This is a genomic window from Halomicronema hongdechloris C2206 (assembly GCF_002075285.3).
Classification (GTDB): domain Bacteria; phylum Cyanobacteriota; class Cyanobacteriia; order Phormidesmidales; family Phormidesmidaceae; genus Halomicronema_B; species Halomicronema_B hongdechloris.
This window is the reverse complement of the sequence record NZ_CP021983.2, coordinates 3,791,336-3,810,346: the sequence shown is the minus strand read 5'-3', so window position 1 is coordinate 3,810,346 and position 19,011 is coordinate 3,791,336. Positions and strand designations below refer to the sequence as shown.

Annotated in this window: 16 protein-coding genes; 10 read left to right on the top strand and 6 right to left on the bottom strand. The window is 53.6% G+C overall.

The window, feature by feature from the left end:
• Nucleotides 1–31: 31 nt before the first annotated feature.
• From XM38_RS17335 to XM38_RS17325, 3 genes are all read right to left on the bottom strand, one after another.
• The gene (locus XM38_RS17335; protein WP_088430530.1) at nucleotides 32–1,396 is read right to left on the bottom strand and encodes an ABC transporter substrate-binding protein; all 1,365 of its coding nucleotides are present in this window, start codon (nucleotides 1,394–1,396) and stop codon (nucleotides 32–34) included.
• A gap of 140 nt (nucleotides 1,397–1,536) precedes the next feature.
• The gene (locus XM38_RS17330; protein ID WP_137455157.1) at nucleotides 1,537–2,088 is read right to left on the bottom strand and encodes a hypothetical protein; all 552 of its coding nucleotides are present in this window, start codon (nucleotides 2,086–2,088) and stop codon (nucleotides 1,537–1,539) included.
• A gap of 64 nt (nucleotides 2,089–2,152) precedes the next feature.
• Entirely contained in the window at nucleotides 2,153–2,770 is a 618-nt protein-coding gene (locus XM38_RS17325; protein ID WP_202978910.1) for a hypothetical protein, read from the bottom strand.
• 359 nt (nucleotides 2,771–3,129) lie between these two features.
• On the opposite strand from XM38_RS17325, the gene XM38_RS17320 reads away from it, so the two are divergent.
• Nucleotides 3,130–4,932 (top strand): ABC transporter ATP-binding protein, encoded by a 1,803-nt coding sequence (locus XM38_RS17320; RefSeq protein ID WP_080811028.1) that lies wholly within the window; start codon nucleotides 3,130–3,132, stop codon nucleotides 4,930–4,932.
• A 446-nt stretch (nucleotides 4,933–5,378) separates the two neighbouring features.
• On the opposite strand, the gene XM38_RS17310 is transcribed toward XM38_RS17320, so the two are convergent.
• Entirely contained in the window at nucleotides 5,379–6,614 is a 1,236-nt protein-coding gene (locus XM38_RS17310; RefSeq protein WP_187329448.1) for an energy transducer TonB, read from the bottom strand.
• Nucleotides 6,615–6,911: 297 nt separating this feature from the next.
• Between XM38_RS17310 and XM38_RS17305 the strand changes: the two genes are divergently transcribed.
• From XM38_RS17305 to XM38_RS17290, 4 genes are all read left to right on the top strand, one after another.
• Nucleotides 6,912–7,562: a MotA/TolQ/ExbB proton channel family protein gene (locus XM38_RS17305; RefSeq protein ID WP_080811025.1), complete on the top strand. Its 651-nt coding sequence runs from the start codon at nucleotides 6,912–6,914 to the stop codon at nucleotides 7,560–7,562.
• A complete protein-coding gene (locus tag XM38_RS17300; protein WP_080811023.1) occupies nucleotides 7,549–7,965 on the top strand; it encodes an ExbD/TolR family protein in 417 nt (138 codons plus the stop codon). Before XM38_RS17305 ends, XM38_RS17300 begins: the two co-directional genes overlap by 14 nt.
• Nucleotides 7,966–8,042: 77 nt before the next feature.
• Nucleotides 8,043–9,086 (top strand): FecCD family ABC transporter permease, encoded by a 1,044-nt coding sequence (locus XM38_RS17295; protein WP_080811021.1) that lies wholly within the window; start codon nucleotides 8,043–8,045, stop codon nucleotides 9,084–9,086.
• 80 nt (nucleotides 9,087–9,166) lie between these two features.
• On the top strand, nucleotides 9,167–10,210 hold the full coding sequence (locus XM38_RS17290) for a FecCD family ABC transporter permease (protein WP_088431749.1): 1,044 nt from the start codon (nucleotides 9,167–9,169) through the stop codon (nucleotides 10,208–10,210).
• A gap of 497 nt (nucleotides 10,211–10,707) precedes the next feature.
• Here the strand turns inward: XM38_RS17290 and XM38_RS17285 are convergent, their stop codons facing one another.
• Complete coding sequence (locus tag XM38_RS17285; RefSeq protein WP_080811018.1) at nucleotides 10,708–11,289, bottom strand: hypothetical protein; 582 nt, start codon at nucleotides 11,287–11,289, stop codon at nucleotides 10,708–10,710.
• A gap of 339 nt (nucleotides 11,290–11,628) precedes the next feature.
• Here XM38_RS17285 and XM38_RS17280 point away from each other — a divergent pair, with 339 nt between their 5' ends.
• The gene (locus XM38_RS17280) at nucleotides 11,629–12,765 is read left to right on the top strand and encodes a sucrase ferredoxin (RefSeq protein ID WP_080811015.1); all 1,137 of its coding nucleotides are present in this window, start codon (nucleotides 11,629–11,631) and stop codon (nucleotides 12,763–12,765) included.
• Here the strand turns inward: XM38_RS17280 and XM38_RS17275 are convergent.
• Complete coding sequence (locus XM38_RS17275) at nucleotides 12,730–13,473, bottom strand: Uma2 family endonuclease (RefSeq protein ID WP_088430528.1); 744 nt, start codon at nucleotides 13,471–13,473, stop codon at nucleotides 12,730–12,732. The genes XM38_RS17280 and XM38_RS17275 overlap by 36 nt on opposite strands.
• A 156-nt stretch (nucleotides 13,474–13,629) precedes the next feature.
• Here XM38_RS17275 and XM38_RS17270 point away from each other — a divergent pair, with 156 nt between their 5' ends.
• The 4 genes from XM38_RS17270 (at nucleotide 13,630) to XM38_RS17255 (ending at nucleotide 18,997) form a co-directional block, all read left to right on the top strand.
• Nucleotides 13,630–14,199, top strand: a complete 570-nt coding sequence (locus XM38_RS17270) for a Uma2 family endonuclease (RefSeq protein WP_080811011.1) — start codon at nucleotides 13,630–13,632, stop codon at nucleotides 14,197–14,199.
• 310 nt (nucleotides 14,200–14,509) lie between these two features.
• Complete coding sequence (locus XM38_RS17265; protein ID WP_088430526.1) at nucleotides 14,510–15,238, top strand: Uma2 family endonuclease; 729 nt, start codon at nucleotides 14,510–14,512, stop codon at nucleotides 15,236–15,238.
• A 174-nt stretch (nucleotides 15,239–15,412) separates the two neighbouring features.
• Nucleotides 15,413–16,504 (top strand): helix-turn-helix transcriptional regulator, encoded by a 1,092-nt coding sequence (locus XM38_RS17260; protein WP_088430524.1) that lies wholly within the window; start codon nucleotides 15,413–15,415, stop codon nucleotides 16,502–16,504.
• Between the two features lie 252 nt (nucleotides 16,505–16,756).
• Nucleotides 16,757–18,997, top strand: a complete 2,241-nt coding sequence (locus XM38_RS17255) for a TonB-dependent siderophore receptor (protein WP_088430522.1) — start codon at nucleotides 16,757–16,759, stop codon at nucleotides 18,995–18,997.
• Nucleotides 18,998–19,011 lie beyond the last annotated feature (14 nt).

Here is a 19,011-nt window from a genome sequence, read left to right as displayed (position 1 = left end):
CAGGTCTCACCGGTGAAGCCACCTAGGGGTGCTAGAGGGGCAAGCGGGTTGCTGAAGTCTGATTCCTGACCGAGTCAGTTCTCCCCGAGTCGAGGACACCCCCCAGAAGCGCTCGGGTCTCTTGAGCCGCTCGTGCCATGGCCTGCTCTGCCGACTGCTCGCCGATCAACAGGCGCCAGAGATGGGTTTGTAGAATCTGGGAGGCTCGGTCATACTGGGGAATCTGGGGTCGGAAGATGGAATGGTCAGTCAGCCGTGTCAATAGCTCGGGAAAGTGAGGATATCGCTCCAGGATGTCAGGGGCTTCAAACAAGTCCAAACGACTGGGTAGATGGCCAGAAGAGAGCACAAATTGCCGTTGCACCGCGGTACTGGTCAGGTATTCGACGGCTCGCCAGGCTTGCTCTAGATGCTCAGTAGCTTGGGGAATGGCAAAGCCCCAGCCGCCCCGGCAAGCACTTCCAGATTTCCCAGGAGCTTTGGGTAAGGCCGCCAAGCCAACGGAGTCCGCCGAGGCAGCATCGGCCTGGACCAGTCGCCAGAAATAGGGCCAACTCCTCAAGAAGGCGCTCTCCCCAGCCTGAAACTGCTGAAAGGATTCGGTCTCACCATAGCTGGTAATCGTCTCGGGAGAGACACCCTGTTGGATCGTCTGATGCAGAAATTGGGCGGCTGCGATCGCAACGGGTTGATCCAAACCCACCTCCCCTGTATCAGCATCGATCCAGGTCCCTCCCATCCCTGCTAATACCTCGACGAAGTTAACGACCAATCCCTCATAGGCTCGCCCTTGCCAGAGATAGCCCCAGGGCACCCTAGTTTGCGCCTGCAAGGTTTGGGACCTATCCATCAAGTGACGCCAGGTGGTCGGGGGAGACACCTGTCCTTGCTCCAAGACAGCCTGGTTATAGAGCAGCACACCAACATCAGGACGGAACGGAATTCGATAGAGGCGCCCCTGATAACGACCAGCTGCCACCTCGCTCGGGATAAATTGGGCTAATTCATCGGAAGAGAGATAACCCGAAAGATCTGCCAGCCATCCCTCGCTAGCAAACCAGGGCACCCAAATAATATCCATGTAGATCAGGTCATACTGGGGTTGCCCGGTACTCAAATCAGAGGTGTAAATGGCCTTCACCTGGTCAGTGGTATATTCCCCCTGCACCAACTCCAGCTCAATATCCGGATTATCCGCCTCAAAATCATCGACTAACGGCTGCCAATACTCTGCCTCGTCTAGAGGAACTACAAACGATAACGTAGTGGGCGTCGTTGCTGACATCCAGGCCAACCCCCACATCAGTAAAGCAACCACTTGAACAATCAGCAGCCCGATCAGAAAGTAGAGCTGCCAAGCGAATTTCGAAAATGCCTTCCCAAATCGAAGAGTCACCAGTATGGCCTTATCCTGTAGCCATCCTAATGCAGCCGCGCCCCTCTGGTATCTCTATCCTTTGCTAATCCCTTTGCTAATCCCTTTGCTAATCCCTTTGCTAATCCCTTTGCTAATCCCTTTGCTAATCCCTTTGCTAATCAATCCACCTCGTCGCGGTCATCCGCCAAATCAATCTCAGACTCATCGCTTGCCCCAGAAGTCACCTGATCCGTGGATACATCCTGAGTTTCTAGAGACTGATCCTCAGGCTGAGGATCTGCCTCAGTCTCCTTCTCAACCTCCTTCGTTTGGCGCTTTTCTAGTCTAGCGGCTACCTGTTTCAGCACCTGGGCAATCGTTTCATCGCTAATGTCGGTATCGGGCTCATCAATCGCTTCAAGCTGGGAAGGGTCATCGGCCCGAGAACGTAACTCGCTCTGCAGCTTTGCCCTCAACACCCTCAGGGCCATAGGGTCGGCGTCTACGTCCGGAGCCACAGTAGCCATCTCATCACTGAGGTCCTCTGTAGCCTCTAGCAACCGGTCTACTGCTGCCGCTGCTTGCTCCAACCAGGGAGAATCATAGCGGTGCCAGGGCAAAATCGGCGCATTGGGCAACTTACTCGTTAGCACCGTAATGTTGTCCTTATCTGGGTCTGGCAAACAGACACGCTTGCCGGCCATCCTTGCATTGTCAGACTCGTCAGCCATAGCTCAACCTGTTACCTTAGCCCCATGACTCTTAACCGAGGGGGGATGACCCTCTAGCAACAGCCTAGATTCCCAGGTAAACTGCAACGATATGTACCAGCATGATAACAGCCGTGCTCCAAGTAGCGTAAGCAGCATATCTGAGGGTCTGGGAAACGTCATCAAGGCGTTGCTTGTTGGCTCGATAGGTTTCTGCCAAATTGACCATCATCTGTAGCTGATATTCTTCGTAAGATAAGGCCAAATAGGTTTCCAGAAATTTTCGCTCCTCCAGATTAGGGGTAATCGCCACCTGACGCGGCAGAAAGGCTCTCATCAACAGGGAAAACCCCGCCAAGAACCCCATCGCCTCAGCAACGCTAAAGAAACTACCACTGATGATCAGCCGTGAAATGCTAAGGCTGGTCAACAAAGCGCCATTGGTCACGAACAAGATGTTTAACTTCGTGGTGAGGATATGGCCCTGGTGACTTTGTTCCTGCAACACTTGCCGGACATCATGGGCAGCTAGCTCCAAAGTTGACTGAGCTAGAACCGGAGGACCTGGCAGTGAGGTGTCAGCTGGTTTTGAGGCAGTAGCCTCGGCAGTGTTACCTGAGTCAGGTCTGCTAGGGGCTGAGCGTGCTGCTGGTGATTGTTCAAAATTGATGTCGTCAAACACGTCGGTGTCTGCTTTGGCCATTGGCATCTACCCTTACTGCCGCCATCCCTATCTTTAGGGTAAGGCGGCTTTTGGGAATCGGACGCTACGAGTGCACAGTACTATTTTCCCATAAGCTCGGGCTGCTTGCCGTAGTTAAGGCGACGTTAGCCAGAAATAACAGGTAGCCATGAAGGCCTTCTGGACACTGCGACCAGACTTTTATCCCCCTGGCAATAAGGTTGAAGATCCGATAAAGCACTGTCCTATCCGGCCTAATCCACGGTCTGCCGGGATAGGATAAACCTTGTCCAAGTCTAGAGTAATAGTGTACTAAGAAAGACTCTAGTGACTAAATCAGACTTGGTAGTAGCATCTGCGGCAAACACTTGAGCAGTGAGATGAGCCAATATATTCGTAAATTCCTCTACATCCTCTCCGATAAAAAAACAGCATTATTAGCCTTACTCACTTCCATTTTATTAACTTCTTTCATGGAAGCTGTCGGGATTGGCCTTATTGGGCCTTTTATCGCACTCGCGAGCAACCCTGACTCGATTAACAAAAATTCCTTTATTAGTCAACTTTATGACATATCGGGCTTAGGCTCAGAAGAGTCCTTTATCGCTGCCCTAGCAATTTTTATTCTCTTAGTCTTCTACAGCAAAGCTTATTTTAGCTATAAAGTCAGGCGATTCATATTTAAGTTTAGTATTGAGCGGTCCGGTGAACTTCGTTCTCGGCTTCTGAATGCATACTTAAAGCTGCCATATACTTATCATCTAAAGCGTAATACTGCCTTTCTAATTCAAAATATAGTTACTGAGACTAATGTTTTCTGTAACAAGACACTACTTGAGTTGTTGAACTCGACAGTTAGTGTGGTGATGATCATCAGTCTAGTTAGCTTGCTGATGATCACAGACACGCTGGCAACACTAGTGATTTCTGTGGTCCTCTTGTTGACCTTTGGGATGATCGTAAAATTTCGAAGAAATCTGTCTACATGGGGAAAAATAATATCAAACTCCCAGGCTGAGATGATCCGAATCATTAATCACAGTCTAGGTGGATTAAAGGAAACCCGAGTCATTGGCTGCGAACCTTACTTTGAGCATCAACTGCAGGAACAGGTCGCTCGTAATGTAAAAGCATCCACCTCTCTAATGAGCTTCGGTATTTTACCTAGATTAGTGATCGAGTCGGTGATCATTACCTTCATTCTGGGACTGGCCTCCTTCTCATTGATTTTCAGATCAAACCCTGAGGATCTGATCTCTACATTGGGTATCTTTGGCGTAGTGGCAATTCGTCTCATGCCCGTGACTACTCAATTGACCTCTGGTCTAACCAAATTGAGAAGTACAACCTATGTGGTAGACAAGCTGTATCACGATTTCAAAGAGCTTGAAGATTTAAATATCGATGAGAAGTGCTTCTTGCCCAGAACCTCTAATGTCGGGGCATCGACATCATCTTTGCCGAAAACCTTTCCTTTCAAGTCGGGAGTTGATGTGGAAGCCGTGTCCTTCAAGTACGAAGAAGCTACCGATTTAGCCCTGCGCCAGGTCAGCTTCTCACTCAAGAAAGGAGAATCGGTTGCCCTAATTGGTAAATCTGGGGCTGGGAAAACGACGTTAGTTGACTTGATATTAGGCCTATTGCCCCCGTCCGGAGGAGATATTAAAGTAGATGGCCGCTCTGTCTACAAAGATTTGCGAGCATGGCAAAATCTGATTGGTTACATTCCCCAATCGATTTTTCTGATTGACGATACCATCGAGCGCAACATCGCCTTTGGTGTTGCCGATGAGAGCATTGATTATGAGCGTCTGTGGCACGCCATAGAGGCAGCCCAGCTCAAAGAGCTTATAGAGCAGCTGCCCAATTCCTTGGCCACTCGCATCGGTGAGCGTGGTGTTTGTCTATCTGGGGGGCAACGCCAGCGGGTTGGCATTGCCCGGGCCCTCTACCATGAGCGAGAGATCCTAGTGTTGGATGAGGCCACCTCTGCCCTAGATAATGAAACAGAGCGTCTGGTCACTGAGTCCATTAAGTCTTTAAGTGGCCAGAAAACAATGATTATCATTGCCCACCGCTTGTCTACCGTGGAGCATTGCGATCGCGTCTATTTGATGCACCAGGGTGAGATCGTTCAATCTGGTAGCTATCAAGACGTTATTTTGGCAGGCAGTTTAGCCTAGGGAAACTGCCCTTACCAGCCTCCTCCTAGGTGGACCATATCAAGGTTCTATCTGAGTGATGCGGCTGACGCGGTACTGCTTGAGAGATCTTCGAGCAGGGCCAGAATCGGGGCAATGGCAGGATCTGTGCGCCACTGCTCTAAGGACCAAGGCTGGAGCAATTCCGTAGAGCCCTACTAGGGTCATTGCGATCGCAGCTAGTCCATACAACACCGCCCCATGGCATCCTGCAACCGCCTGAGCCATTCCGGCTGTGGGACTGCTAGCGCCCTGTCCAGCGACTAGGGGTCACTCCAACAGCAGGGATCACCTCGGCATCAGTTTCCTTATCGGTGTGAATATACTTTCCAGAGGATCCAGCCTGAGAGGGCCAAAAACGCCACAATCAAAAGCCAGTGATCCCAGCGCTCAGGGTTGAAGCGGCTATCTTCCATGGTTGCAACCCCCTAGTCAGAGGAGTCTTCGCTAGTCTCTTCCGCCGACGAACTGGTAGGAGCAGGCTCGGGGGCTGGGCTAGGCTCAGGACTCGCTGAGGGGGTTGGAGATGGGGCCGGTTGAGGGGTGGGGGTGGGGGTGGGTGTCGGCGTGGGCGTAGGCGTGGGTGTCGGTGTTGGGGTGGGTGTTGGGGTGGGTGCTGGGGTGGGCGTACTCTCTGGACTGGGAGATGGCTCTGGTGACTCGGCCTCGGTCTGCCCTTGGGCCGTGGCATCGTTCGGCCCGTCATCGGGGAGCTCAACGGAGCGCCGGTCGCCTCGTCGCTGGGCCTCGCGGTGACGTTGGGACCCCTCTAGGGTGAAGTGATGGGCTAAGTTAACACTGGCCCCACCGGCAATGGGCTGAAAGGTCGAGCGTCGGGCTGCCTGAATCGCCGCCTGATCCAGGGCAGCATTGCCACTGGAGCGCACCAGGGTGACACTACGCACGGTGCCATTGGGGTTAATTTGAACGCTGACTAGGGTTTGCCCTTCGATGCCAGCTTGGCGAGCACTGCGGGGATAGGCTGGGGTGACACAGCTGCGACAGGCGACGGTACGCGATCCCCGCCCCTGACCGCTCCCCCCTGAGGTATTGGACGGGGCGGCAGCCGTGTTGGTCTCATCGGCAGGACTGGGGGAAGCAGCCTCCTGGTCGTCGGTATCTCCGGCGGTCGTGGCTTGCCGTTGCTGCTCTAATCGCTCTCGCAGTCGATCGAGGGTATCGGTATCGGGGGCGGCGGCCACCTCGGCCTCTTCTAGCAGCGACTCTTCGGTATCTTCTGCGGCCGGGTCTTCGGGATCTTCTGCTACCTCCAGCTCTGATTCGGCCTCTGTTTCTGGGGTCTCTGGCTCGATCGGGTCGGGGGGAGCCGCGTCCTCAACTGGCTGCGGGGTTGGGGCTTCTACTGTTGCCTTGGCCGGTGCCGCGGGGGCGGGATTGTTAGTTTCGGTACTGAGTTCGGCAGGCTGCTCTAGGACAGGCTCAGGTTCGGGTTCGGGTTCGGGCTCATCAGGCGGAGGGTCGGCCACGACTAATTCGATGGCAGATAGTTCTGCCTCCGGAGGCCGTTGCCATAGCCCCAGCTCGCTGAGGCCGAATGCGATCGCATGCAGCCCTAAGGAGCCCAGCAGCCCGAAGAGCAGGAGTCTGCGTAGCTTGGCCAGATCTTGCTGATGCTGTTCGGCGCAGAGGGAAGAGAGACTCATGGGGGTTACCCGAGCAAAGGGAGTAAGTAGGGGGTTACAGCAATAGTTGAGAAAAACTGTTGCCAAGTCAAGCCCTATTGGGAACTTTTCTGGCGTTGATGATGATTTACTGCTGCAGCAAAATCGTAGAGACTTGCCAAAATGACTGGTATGGCTTGGATGTGGATGAATGCTGGCTCGATTTACCCCTCAGCCTGCCAGGAATTACTCCCCATAGTATCCTTGACAAGGTGGCCAGAATCAGGCTCAATTCACCTGAAAGCTATTTTCAATAGTGACTGTGAGTGGCTGAAAATTATGGGAAGTATCTTTGCCGCCGGTGGCGTTGTTATGTGGCCGCTGCTGGTGTTTTCGGTGGTTGCGATCGCACTGATCATCGAGCGGTTAGTCTTTTGGGTGCGCCTCAATCGTCGCCAACGTCGAGTGATGCAGGACATTCTGCGCACCTATCGCCAGGCCCCCATGGATGTGTACCCGAAGCTACGGCAGAACATTAACCTGCCCGTTGCCCGCATTTTTCTAGAAGCCCTAGAGATTGAAGGGGCCAGCCCCAAGCAATTTCACTTAGCCCTGGCCAGTGCCATGCAGGCGGAACTCCCCCATCTGCGCCGCTTTAGCACCCTCTTTGCCACCATCATCAGTGTCTCACCGCTGTTGGGGCTGCTAGGCACGATCCTGGGCTTGATTCGCTCCTTCGATGCGATTCAGCTGGGGGATATTGCCGAAAATGCTGGAGCCGTCACCGGCGGCATCAGTGAAGCCCTGGTCTCTACTGCTGCCGGGCTGATCGTCGCCATCGGCACGCTGCTGTTTGCCAATCTCTTCCGGGGCCTCTACAAGCGGCAGGTGGCGCTCATCCAAGAGTATGGCGGACAGTTGGAGATTCTCTACGAAACCCACTACGAGCGCCGGAGCCAGCTGGAGGAGGGAGCCTATGTATCATCTTGATGAGTCAGAAGAGGAGTTCGACCTGAATATTGTGCCGATGATCGACGTCATCTTCGCGATTTTGACGTTTTTCATCATTTCTAGCCTATTTTTGACCCGCTCTGAATCGTTGCCTGTGAATCTCCCTAAAGCCGCCAGCGCTGAGGTTCAGGATCGCACTCGCATCACAGTGACTGTGGAAGCCTCCGGCGATATTGCCCTGAACCGCGATCCCATTGTCCTGGAGAATTTGCAGGCTGGGGTACGGGACCTGATGGACAGCCGTCAGGAATCGGTGATTGTCATTAATGCCGATGAAGCGGTGAATCATGGCCGGGTCATTGCCGTGATGGATCAGCTCCGAGACATTGAGGGAGCCACCTTAGGCATCGCGACGGAGCAGCCGGAACCGGAGAGTCGGTGAGTGGGCGAGGGGTAATGAATTTTGAGTTTTGAATTTTGAATTTTGAGTTTTGAATGAGTAAACGGTCTGGCTCCCCGATGGTGCGATGGTCGAAGACTGGCCCGGAAGGGTCATCGCATCCCTTAGCCCGCACTAAATCTCCCTACGGGCTGGTGCTGGGATTGATCCTGGGCGGTGTTGTCCTCCTGGGGTGTCTCTTGGCCAGCATTTTGTTGGGAGCCGCAGATATTGCCCCCGATACGGTGTGGCAAGCGATGTTTCAGTTTGATGGCTCCACGGAGCATTTGATCATTCGCACGGTGCGGCTACCGCGAGCGGTTCTGGCGGTGGTTGTGGGAGCGGCTCTGGCGGTGGCCGGGGCGATTACCCAGGGGCTGACGCGCAATCCCCTGGCTGCGCCTGACATCTTAGGCATCAATGTGGGGGCGGCGCTGGCGATGGTGCTGGCGGTGTTTATTGGCGGTGGCAGCGGCACCTATGTGGGGTTTGCCTTTGCCGGAGCGGCGATCGCAGCAGTCACCGTCTATTGGTTGGGCTCCATGGGCCGCAGTGGCCTGACGCCACTGAAGCTGGTGATCGCCGGGGCGGCTCTGTCATATCTGCTCAGCTCCCTCACCACTGGTATCCTCATTCTCAGCCAGCGCACCCTGGATGATATTCGTTTCTGGCTGGCCGGTTCCCTGGCCGGGCAAGATCTGGCCAGTATGCTGCCAGTATTACCCTATGTCGCCGTGGGGTTGGCGGGTTCCCTAGCCCTGGGGCGGCAGTTGACGCTGCTGTCGTTGGGAGAAGATGTGGCCCAGGGATTGGGGTTGCAAACGGCTTGGGTGAAGGTGACTGCGGCCGTGGTGGTGGTGCTGTTGGCGGGGAGTGCCGTGGCCCTGGCAGGTCCCATCGGCTTCATCGGCCTGGTCGTCCCCCATGTGATTCGCTTTGGCGTCGGTGTCGATTATCGCTGGATTTTGCCCTACGCCATGCTGGTCGGTGGTATTTTGCTGTCGTTGGCAGATATGGCGGCCCGGCTAGTGATTCAACCCCAGGAGCTGCCGGTGGGCATTATGACCGCGCTGATTGGGGCTCCTTTCTTTATTTATCTGGCCCGATCGCGCATCAAACGCTGAGCCCGCATAGTTTTGAGTTTTGAGTTTTGAGTTTTGAAGTGAGTCATTCCCTCACCCCTCAAACTTTTCTACCCCTAGTGATGACTTCTGCAAAACCTTGGCTATCAATTCGACTACGGCGTTTCCCGATTTCTTTTCGGGTCGATCGCCGAGTCCCCATAGTGCTGGTGCTATTGGCCTTTGTCGCGTTGACGTCGTTGGTCTTCAACGTCAGCCAGGGCGAATATCCGGTGCCGCCCCTGCAGGTGGTCAAGACCATCCTGGGACTGCCCGCGAATCCCGACTACGCCTTTGTGATCAATACCCTGCGCTTGCCGCGGGCTCTGGTGGCGCTGCTGGTGGGGATGGGATTGGCGACAGCAGGGACGATTTTGCAGGGACTCACTCGTAATCCCTTAGCCGCTCCGGAGATCATCGGCATCAATTCGGGGGCGAGTCTGGTGGCAGTGGCCTTCATCGTGTTGCTGCCAGGCATTGCTGTGGGCTGGCTACCAGTAGCGGCCTTTTTAGGAGGATTGGGGGCTGCGATCGCAATTTACCTGTTGGCCTGGAAGCAGGGCAGCTCGCCAGTCAGGCTGATTCTGGTGGGCATTGGCCTCACCGCGCTCACGGGGTCTCTCACCAGCCTCATGATCACCTTCGGCGAAATCTATGCCGTCAGTCAGGCGTTGGTCTGGCTCACCGGCAGCGTCTATGGTCGTAGTTGGGAACACCTCTGGCCGCTATTGCCCTGGCTGGTGGTGTTTATGCCATTGGCCCTGGTGCTGGCGCGAGATCTGGACACCCTCAACCTGGGGGATCATCTGGCTCAAGGACTCGGCAGCCGGGTGGAGTGGACTCGCAGTTTACTGCTGCTCTGCACCGTGGCGCTGGCCGGGACTTCCGTTGCCACGGCAGGCACCATTGGCTTTGTAGGATTAATGGCGCCTCACCTGGCCCGGCAATTTGTGGGTCCATCTCATGCCGGGTTGATGCCGGTGGCCGCCTTGACCGGCGCTTGCATCGTGGAGCTAGCTGACTTAGCCGGACGGTTACTGTTTGCCCCCATCGAGCTACCCTGCGGCGTGATTACCGCTGTCATCGGTGCGCCCTACTTCCTCTGGCTGTTGTATCGCAATAGCTAACCCATGCCCCATGAGAGCTAATTACTGCCTAACCTCAGTTCGGGTTAAGCAACGGCAGGCAACTCGCCGTCCAAATCGATTGAGGGCTTTTACCAGGCAACCTGTGAGGCCAACTATGGGGCTTTGGGCAATCCTCGCTGGATTGATGATTGATTTTGCTTTAGAGGCAGCGCTCTAATCCATGCCTGACGACATGCTTTCCTTTCTCGCTGGTGTCACTTTATTAGTTCTGTACTTGTCGCTACGAAAATGGGAACCTGTTGGCCCTAGCGGAAGTAAGCAAGATACCTACCCAAAGGCTCAGCTGTGCTAGCTTGGTGATGTGGCCAGTTCTCTAGCTGATCTATAGAACTGGCTATTGAAAGGGCATCTCCTAGCGGTGGGGTAATTCGATAGGAGGAAGGTCCTCATTATTTTGAGCACATTTCTCAAGAGACCACCTCAGGGTCGATTGAGCACAAAATATGGCCCAGCAATCGTCAAGTAGGGTGTCTTGCCTAATCCGTGTACACGGTTTTCCAGGCCTCAACCGTTCCCTGCCCGATTTCACTGTCTACCACTTCACCGGTTTCAGTCACTAGCCGAATGCTGACATTTTCATGAGGGGCAGTCTGCAGCGCTTGCGCGAATTCATCACTGACTTGAAACAGGTTATTTTCCCCTGACACCTGAAATACTTGCTCATCTACTCTGACAAACAATTCAGTCACTTTTCGAGAGGTCGTGAGTTCTAAACAACCCAAGTCTAATAATGTGCCGTGGTGAATTGAGTGCCCCGAGCAGTCGCGATCGCGCGTCATCAACAACACGCGAACTGATTCAGGACTCCAAAGGCTTTGGATCTCAATGCGGGCACGGGCATTGAGAAATTGATCGAAGAAATAGTTGCGGTCAAAGACACCGATGAATTGACCTTCAAATGGGTCATCAATTTGCACGGGCTCAGACCAGGGCAAGTCTCTACGAATACCCAGTGCGGCAGAGTCAACCACTTGCAGATCTGTTGACGCGTTAACTGAAACAGTGCCTGCCGCTAAGATGCTTAATGTCCCTAAGCCAATCAAGGTTTGCCGAATCATAGGCCTGCTGGGGTGGGTGGGCAGAGTCTATATCTCGACAATAGCGTATGACTCAGGAAACGGGTTGAGGGTGACATGATTCAAAATCACACCGAAAGCGGACATTCTTTTCCTAAATAAATCGCCATGTCCACGCTAAAGTAACCTTCCATGGGCTCAGGCCAGGGGTAAGTCAATGGTACAGACGGCGGCTTCGGCCTTTGAATACGGTGCTGGACTTTTTGATGAGCAGCGATGGGAGTATAATGCAAGATATTCTTATTAAAACTGCAGTCACCCTCCAACCGAAACCCCAGCAAGGCTCGTTCTGGGACTGGCGTTGAAAACTGAGGCAACCGAATGCTGACTCAAGAAACATTGGCTGACTGCCGCTTTTGCTCCCAGGTTTCCAAAGCAGTAGGCGAAGATCCCATCGGCACCGCCCGAACCGTCGATTGCTGGCTGGTGCTGGAACTGGCCCAACCCTGGACCGAGACACTATTTCAGGAAGATCCCAGAATCACGCCGCTGATTCAGTTGTTTAAACAGCTGTTCATGAAACACGGCGTATTGATGTCACCGGTGCTGATTGCCCCCGACTCGGACTATTCTCAGCCCGGACAAACGCGGGTGATGTTTTATCGGCGACCTCGAACGCAGTTTGCTCAGTTTGACAAGCAGGAATTTGTCGTCCCCGACGCAGACTTGCCCCGACTGGCCACGGCGCTGATGAAAAATGTGATGCGCCAGCCCGATGAGTTGTCTGGCTTCCAGCGCTATCGCCAAGACACGGCCCATGTCCGCGACATGATGGTGTGTACCCACGGCAATGTGGACGCTGCCTGTGCTCGCTTTGGCCATCCTATCTACAAAATGCTGCGGAATGGGTATGCCGCTCAATCAGACGGAACTTTGCGGGTATGGCGGTGCAGCCATTTTGGCGGACACAAATTTGCGCCGACGTTAATCGACCTGCCAGATGGCCGTTACTGGGGGCATTTAGAACCGGAAATCTTGGATGTGCTTGTCCATCGGCAAGGGGATGTCAGTCAGTTGCGATCGCACTATCGGGGCTGGTCAGGCTTGAGTAAGTTTGAGCAAATCGCCGAGCGCGAGATTTGGCTGCAACAAGGATGGGAGTGGCTCTCCTGCCATAAGTCGGGCAAGACTCTTGGCAAAGGGCTGCGGGGCATCAAGCGCTATCTGTATCCGGTGCTGCGGTGGGTACCGCTAAAGCGGGTACAGGCGTTTCTACAGCAGTGGACAAATGATGCCACCTGGGCTGAGGTACGGATCGAGTTCACCAACGCTGCTCAGAATACCTCTGGCGCGTATCATGCTCGGGTCGAGGTCTGCGGCGAGGTGATGACCGCCGCAAAATCGCCAAAAAAAGGAGAAGCGATGCAATTAAAAGCGGCGGCGCAGGTATCGGATCAGTCGCCTACAGAAAAAGTAGGCGTGTTATACCTCCGATGGGTCAACTCCCAGCTCTTGTAGCTTTGCGGCCAGGCGATCGGCTCGTTGCTTCTCTGCCTCCTCTGGCAGCAGCACCAGATTTCCCTGGACATCGTAGAGCCGTAGCCATTGGCACACGCCGTTCATGGGTTCACGATCGATCGCCCCATCCCAGGTGCCCAACCATAGCCCCAACGACTCACACCACAGCCATCCCCGCTCATTGGGGGAGAGCGGCTGATAGCCGTGAGACAGGTCCAACCGCCAGCCCTCTAGAGAACTTGGATCAAAGGGGTCAAACACATAGTAGTCCGAGGTTTTGAACACCTGCTCATACAAGTCTTTTTTGACGCCCTTATCGACAGCCGCCGTGCTGGGCGACAGCAGTTCCACAATCACATCCGGGTAGCGGCCCGCTTCTTCCCACACCACCCAGCCCTGTCGTTCGCGTTGGCGCAGCCTCTCCAGGGGAGAATCGCCCTCGACCCCTAGCGCTACAAAAAAGTCAGGACCCCGGAAATCCTGGTTCATGGCCTGATTGCGGCTGTAGTAGATGAACATGTTGCCGCCCACAAAGAAGTCGTTGGATTGGGCCAAAGCCTGCTGCGTCGAGCGAATCAGCACATTCACGGCAATGCGATGGCGGTTACTTGCCAAGGGGACCCCATCATCAAAAATCAAATCCGTGGGCGGAGCGGGAGGCTCCCATTCCGGAGGGACTTGCTGCTCTAAGGCAATATCTGAGGTCATTGGTAAACCTCATGTTCTGCTCAGCGTTTATATACGCGTATGATAGCGGCTCAACAGTGGCCCAAGCGTTTCTCCGTTGAAGAGGCTGCGCTAATGCCCGATGCCTGACAACCGACTCTTTTTATAATTAAGGTTACGAACTGGTAGGCGGCAACCATGGCTACAGGCACCAAACTCATGACGATTGAGGAATATCTCCGCTATGACGACGGCACCGACAAGCGCTACGAACTCGTCAATGGAGAACTTGTGGAAATGCCACCCGAGAGCGATCGCAACGCTCGAATTGCCTTGTTTCTGCTAGCGAAACTGTTGCCCATCGTTTCTATTGAGTTGATTCGCAACAAGACCGAAATTGTTGTGAGCGGGAGCCGAGCCACGACTCGTTATCCCGATCTAATGGTTTTGACGGATGAATTGGCCGATGCCCTGCAAGACGCGCCCCGATCGACCATTACCTTGGACATGCCCCCACCTGCCTTAGTGGTCGAGGTGGTGTCTGCGGGTAAAGAGAACGAAAACCGAGATTATCGCTACAAACGAGCCGAATACGCCGCTAGAGGCATTGCAGAATATTGGATTGTTGACCCGATTCAAGCAAAAGTCACGGTTTTGCAACGGGTGGAAGGACTATACGAAGAGTCAATTTATCGAGGAGAGCAAGAAATTGCCTCTCCGCTATTTCCGCAACTGAAATTAACGGCAGCGCAGGTCCTTCAGCCTTGACCATCCGGCGAATTATCCCTGAGCGCTCATCCGAAATAGCAACACCCATACCCGCTACACCGCACATTGCTGACGGGTCGGCTTCCAAGTCTCATGCATGATTGTTCGAAATAATGCCTCTCGGAGCCAAAAGCCCTGGTACTGGGCAATCGCTCTGGCGTATTCTCATGGAGATTCTGTCGAAGATTCGCTCAGGCGTTCCACAAATGCCTCGTGAGCTGGAGACCGCAATCCCTGCTGCAAGTGGCGATGTCTTTTACCCAGGTGGATTCGCTTTACACTGTGTGTAGGATGATTGGGGCGGCTGGCTATGGTTCGTCTAGATGAAAATCTCCCCGGACTTGGTGAGCACATTGCTGACGAAGTTGTGCTGCCTCCCAGTACCTTATACAGTGATGAGCCCCCCTTGGAAACGGATCGTCACCGCAATCAGATTGACTTGTTGATTCGTTTGTTGCAGTACTGGTGGCGCGATCGCCAGGATTTCTATATCTCTGGCAATCTGATGGTCTATTACAACATCCAGCAACTGAAATCGCGGGATTTCCGTGGTGCTGATGTGTTTGTGGTGCTGGGAACTGAAAAGAAAGACCGCCGCAGCTGGGCGATCTGGGACGAGGGGGGCAAGTATCCCAATGTGGTGATTGAACTGCTCTCAAGTTCTACCAGCAGGATCGATAAAGGGGCGAAGAAAAACCTGTATCAGGATGTGTGGCGGTTGCCAGGGTATTACTGGTTTCACCCAGAGACGTTGGAATTTGCCGGATTTCGGTTAGTGAATGGTCGGTATGAGGCGATCGCCCCAACTGAAGCAAGACACTTGCCCAGTGAGCAGTTGGGATTACAACTGGGGATTCATGGGCAGCAGTTGCGCTGGTTTACGGCAGAGGGGGAGTTGATTCCCTTGCCTGAGGAGGTAGAGCAACAACGGGCTGAGCAAGAATGTCAACGGGCCGAGCAGGAACACCAGCGAGCCGAACGGTTAGCGGCTATCCTCAAAGCTCAAGGAATTGACCCGGAAGACCTGTCAGAGACTTAATGTCCCTAAGCCAATCAAAGGCTGCCGCACCATATACCCGCTCAGGGGGCTAGAGTCTGCACCTCGACAATAGCCTATCCCATGAATATGAGGCTGAATCGCGTGCTGACAAGCAATCGGGTATAATGCAAGCGCTTCTCATTAATCACGAGGGATTTACCTGCCCCTACCCCCATGACGACGCGGCTGACCCTCAATCACTGGCAAGACTGGCTGTTGCCGGGTAACCCAGACGATACGCGACTGCTGCATGCCGACGGGTGCGATCGCATCTATGTTTGTCCGCCTCACTTGGGGCGAGGCTATATTCAAGAAATTCCACTGCAAGATGACTTGTCTCTCTTCATCGTCGACTATGCGCTGACTAATGATTTGGTCATTGATGTGCCGGGTGAAAGCCCTCACATCGAGTTCGAGTTTCTGTTGGCTGGCCCGGAGACAGGGTACAGTCTGTTTGTCCCTAATTTTGGTTTCAAGCAGCTTGAAGTCAAGCGATCGCAGCGGCGGTTTTTCAAAGTCGAAGTCATTTTCAAGCCGCCGACGCTCACGGACTACTTTCAAGCCTATTTAGAGCAGCTGTCTCCCCAAGCCCAGAGCGTGGCTGAGCGGGTTATCCAGGCGATGTATCGATACCAGAGGAGCGGCTCACTATCGACTCCGGTCAAGATGCTGAGCCGAGTGATGCAGGGTGGGATGGCGTCTGAGCCTTATACAACTTTCGGGCACGTGGTGTCTGATACCCTCCACGCCGAATCGGTTGTCTTCAATTATGCAAATCGAACTCCGATTTCGCCCACTATGAACCAGGTCATCGGGCAGATTCTCAGTTGTCCGTATCAGGGGACGACGCGCCGCATCTATTTGGAGCGCCAAGCCCTGAAGCTAGTGTCTCTCCGCCTAGAGGCGATGGTGCAGCCATGCTTGACTGAAGCTGACCTCAACAGTATCTATCAGGCCGCGTCTATTTTGAGAAACCAATTATCGAACCCTCCGTCTATTGAGGCGTTAGCTCGCCGGGTGTGCACAAACCGACTCAAGCTAAATCAAGGCTTTCGTGAGGTGTATGACACGACACCCTATGGCTATCTGCGCGATTGTCGACTGTGGCAGGCGCAGCGGCTGTTGACGATTTCAGATTTAGCGATCGCAGATATTGCCGCTAGCGTCGGCTATACCAACCGCAGCCACTTTGCCCTGGCCTTTCGTCAGTGGACGGGCATCAATCCTAAGACGTTTCAGCTTCAGGCGTGGCAGTGGGCGAGCTAGAAATGAGAAAGTTATGAGTTATGAGTTATGAGTTTGACAATTCATTCAAAACTCAAAACTCAAAATTTTGAACTTCTTTAAGTCTGACTGCGTAAAAAATGCGTCTACCGTTCAAAATCTCTACACCGCGATCGGCAGTTTCCGTATCCTAATCGAGAATAGTTCGCTTCAAGGCCTGAGCGATATCAGCAACCACTCAAGCTAACGGTTGGCTTATCGTTTGGCCTTGAGAAACGGTGTGCGAGGAACAGAATGAAACATTATCCGCAACAGTGGCCTCTGCTCGTGATTTTAGCCGTAGTGGGCAAACCAATATTTGTTGCTGAGGCGGCGCTAGCGCAATCTGCTGACGCGGAAGCGGCATCACCAGTGCAAGCTGTACCGCTAGAGACTGGGCCAGTCGAAGCTATCCCCTCTAACAAAACTGAATCCGCTGCAACCACTGTAGATGAATGGCTAAGGCAAATAGCCCAGACTGAGATCGTCGAGATTACCAATGTCCAGCTTGAGGAAATCGCTACAGGCTTGACGTTGCAGCTTGAGACCAATGGCGAGTTGGCGACTCCTGAAACCTCAATCACCGGCAATGCCATCATTGCCGATATTCCCAATGCGGTCTTGCGACTACCCGAGGGGGATGACTTTTCCGCCAGCGACCCCGCTGCAGGCATTGCGCTGATTAATATCACCAACCTGCCCGACAACCAGGTGCGGCTTGCCATTACCGGCACGGATGCCCCTCCCGCTCTTGACCTCAGTATTGGCGCAACCGGACTCACCGCAAATGTCACCCTGGGCGACCCGACGGCTCAATCTCCCGATGATGATTCAATTCAGATTGTGGTGACCGGCGAGGAGGGCAGTCGCTATGTGGGACCCAATGCCACTACTGGAACGCGCACAGATACGCCGCTGCGAGATATTCCCCAGTCGATTCAGGTAATTCCCCAAGAGGTGCTGGAAGATCAGCAAGCGACTGATCTAGATGGCGCCCTACGGAATATCAGTGGCGTGACGCTCTCTAGAAGTAACGATCCGACAGGGCAGCGATTTATTCTACGGGGCTTTGAAAATCCCTCCGTGTTGCGGGATGGCTTTCGACTCAGCTTTGGTGCCACTGGCGCTACTGGTTTTCAAGAATTATCCAATGTTGAGCAGATTGAGGTGCTCAAAGGACCCGCCGCCATCTTGTTCGGTGTGGTTGAACCAGGCGGTGTGATCAATCTGGTCAGTGAACAGCCGACGAGTGAACCGTTCTATGAATTTGAGTTTAGGGTCGTCAATCGAGAGGTGATCGAGCCCAGAGTCGATATTTCTGGGCCGCTCACGGAGGATGCTCGGGTGTCCTATCGCTTAAACGCCTCGTCGAACCTTTACCTTTTCAGAGGGGTGCCTCAAGAAACCTTTGACCTGCAGACGAATCTCGTCGCCGAATTCAACACAGGAGACATTGAACATACCGTATTGGCCGGTGTCGATCTATTCCGCAGGAACGGTGGCACTTTTGTACAAGGTGATGCGTTCTCCCCCATTTTTATTAATGTCTTTGACCCCGTCTACGGGACTGTCCCCGATCAAGACCCAGAAACTCTGCCTATCCTTTTCTCGAATGAAACTCAGACAGATGCGCTTGGTGTCTACCTACAAGACCAGGTGACCCTGGCGGATAATCTAAAACTGCTGCTCGGAGTTCGCTATGATACTGTCGAGCAAGAAACCATTAATAATCCATCATTCTTTAGCCCGACCGGGTCCGAATCTACCCAAACGGATGATGCTTTCAGCCCACGATTTGGGGTGGTGTATCAACCCATCGAAGAAGTTGCCCTGTTCACCAGTTACAGCCGCTCCTTTTCTCCCAACTCCGGAACGACTGTTGCTGGAGATATCCTGGAGCCGGAGGAGGGCGAGCAGTTTGAAATCGGGGCTAAAGCAGAACTACTGGGCGGTCGATTTTCAGCGAGCCTTGCCTATTTCAACATTACTCTACAGAATGTCGCCACACCTGACCCTGACTTTCCCAACTTTTCTGTGGCTACGGGGCAGCAACGCAGCCAGGGGGTAGAGCTAGATTTGGCTGGCGAGATTCTGCCGGGGTGGAATCTAATTGCTAATTATGCCTACATTGATGCCAGCATTACAGATGACAATAGTGGTTTAGAAGGCAATCGACTGTTCAACGTACCCGAGCACAACTTCAATCTGTGGACAACCTATGACATCCAAAATGGCCCGTTGACAGGGTTGGGGTTTGGAATTGGCTTTAACTATGTGAGCGATCGCTTCGGCGACAACGCCAACAGCTTTGAACTCGACAGTTATTTCCTCACCAATGCCGCTATTTCCTATCGTCGCGATAATTGGCAAGCAGGTCTAAATTTCCGCAATCTGTTTGACATCGATTATATCCAGAGTGCTGGAAACAGCAGAACCATAAGAATCGATCCAGGCAAAGGGCTTACTGTCATCGGTTCGGTATCCGTTGAGTTTTGAGCAGAGATAGAGTC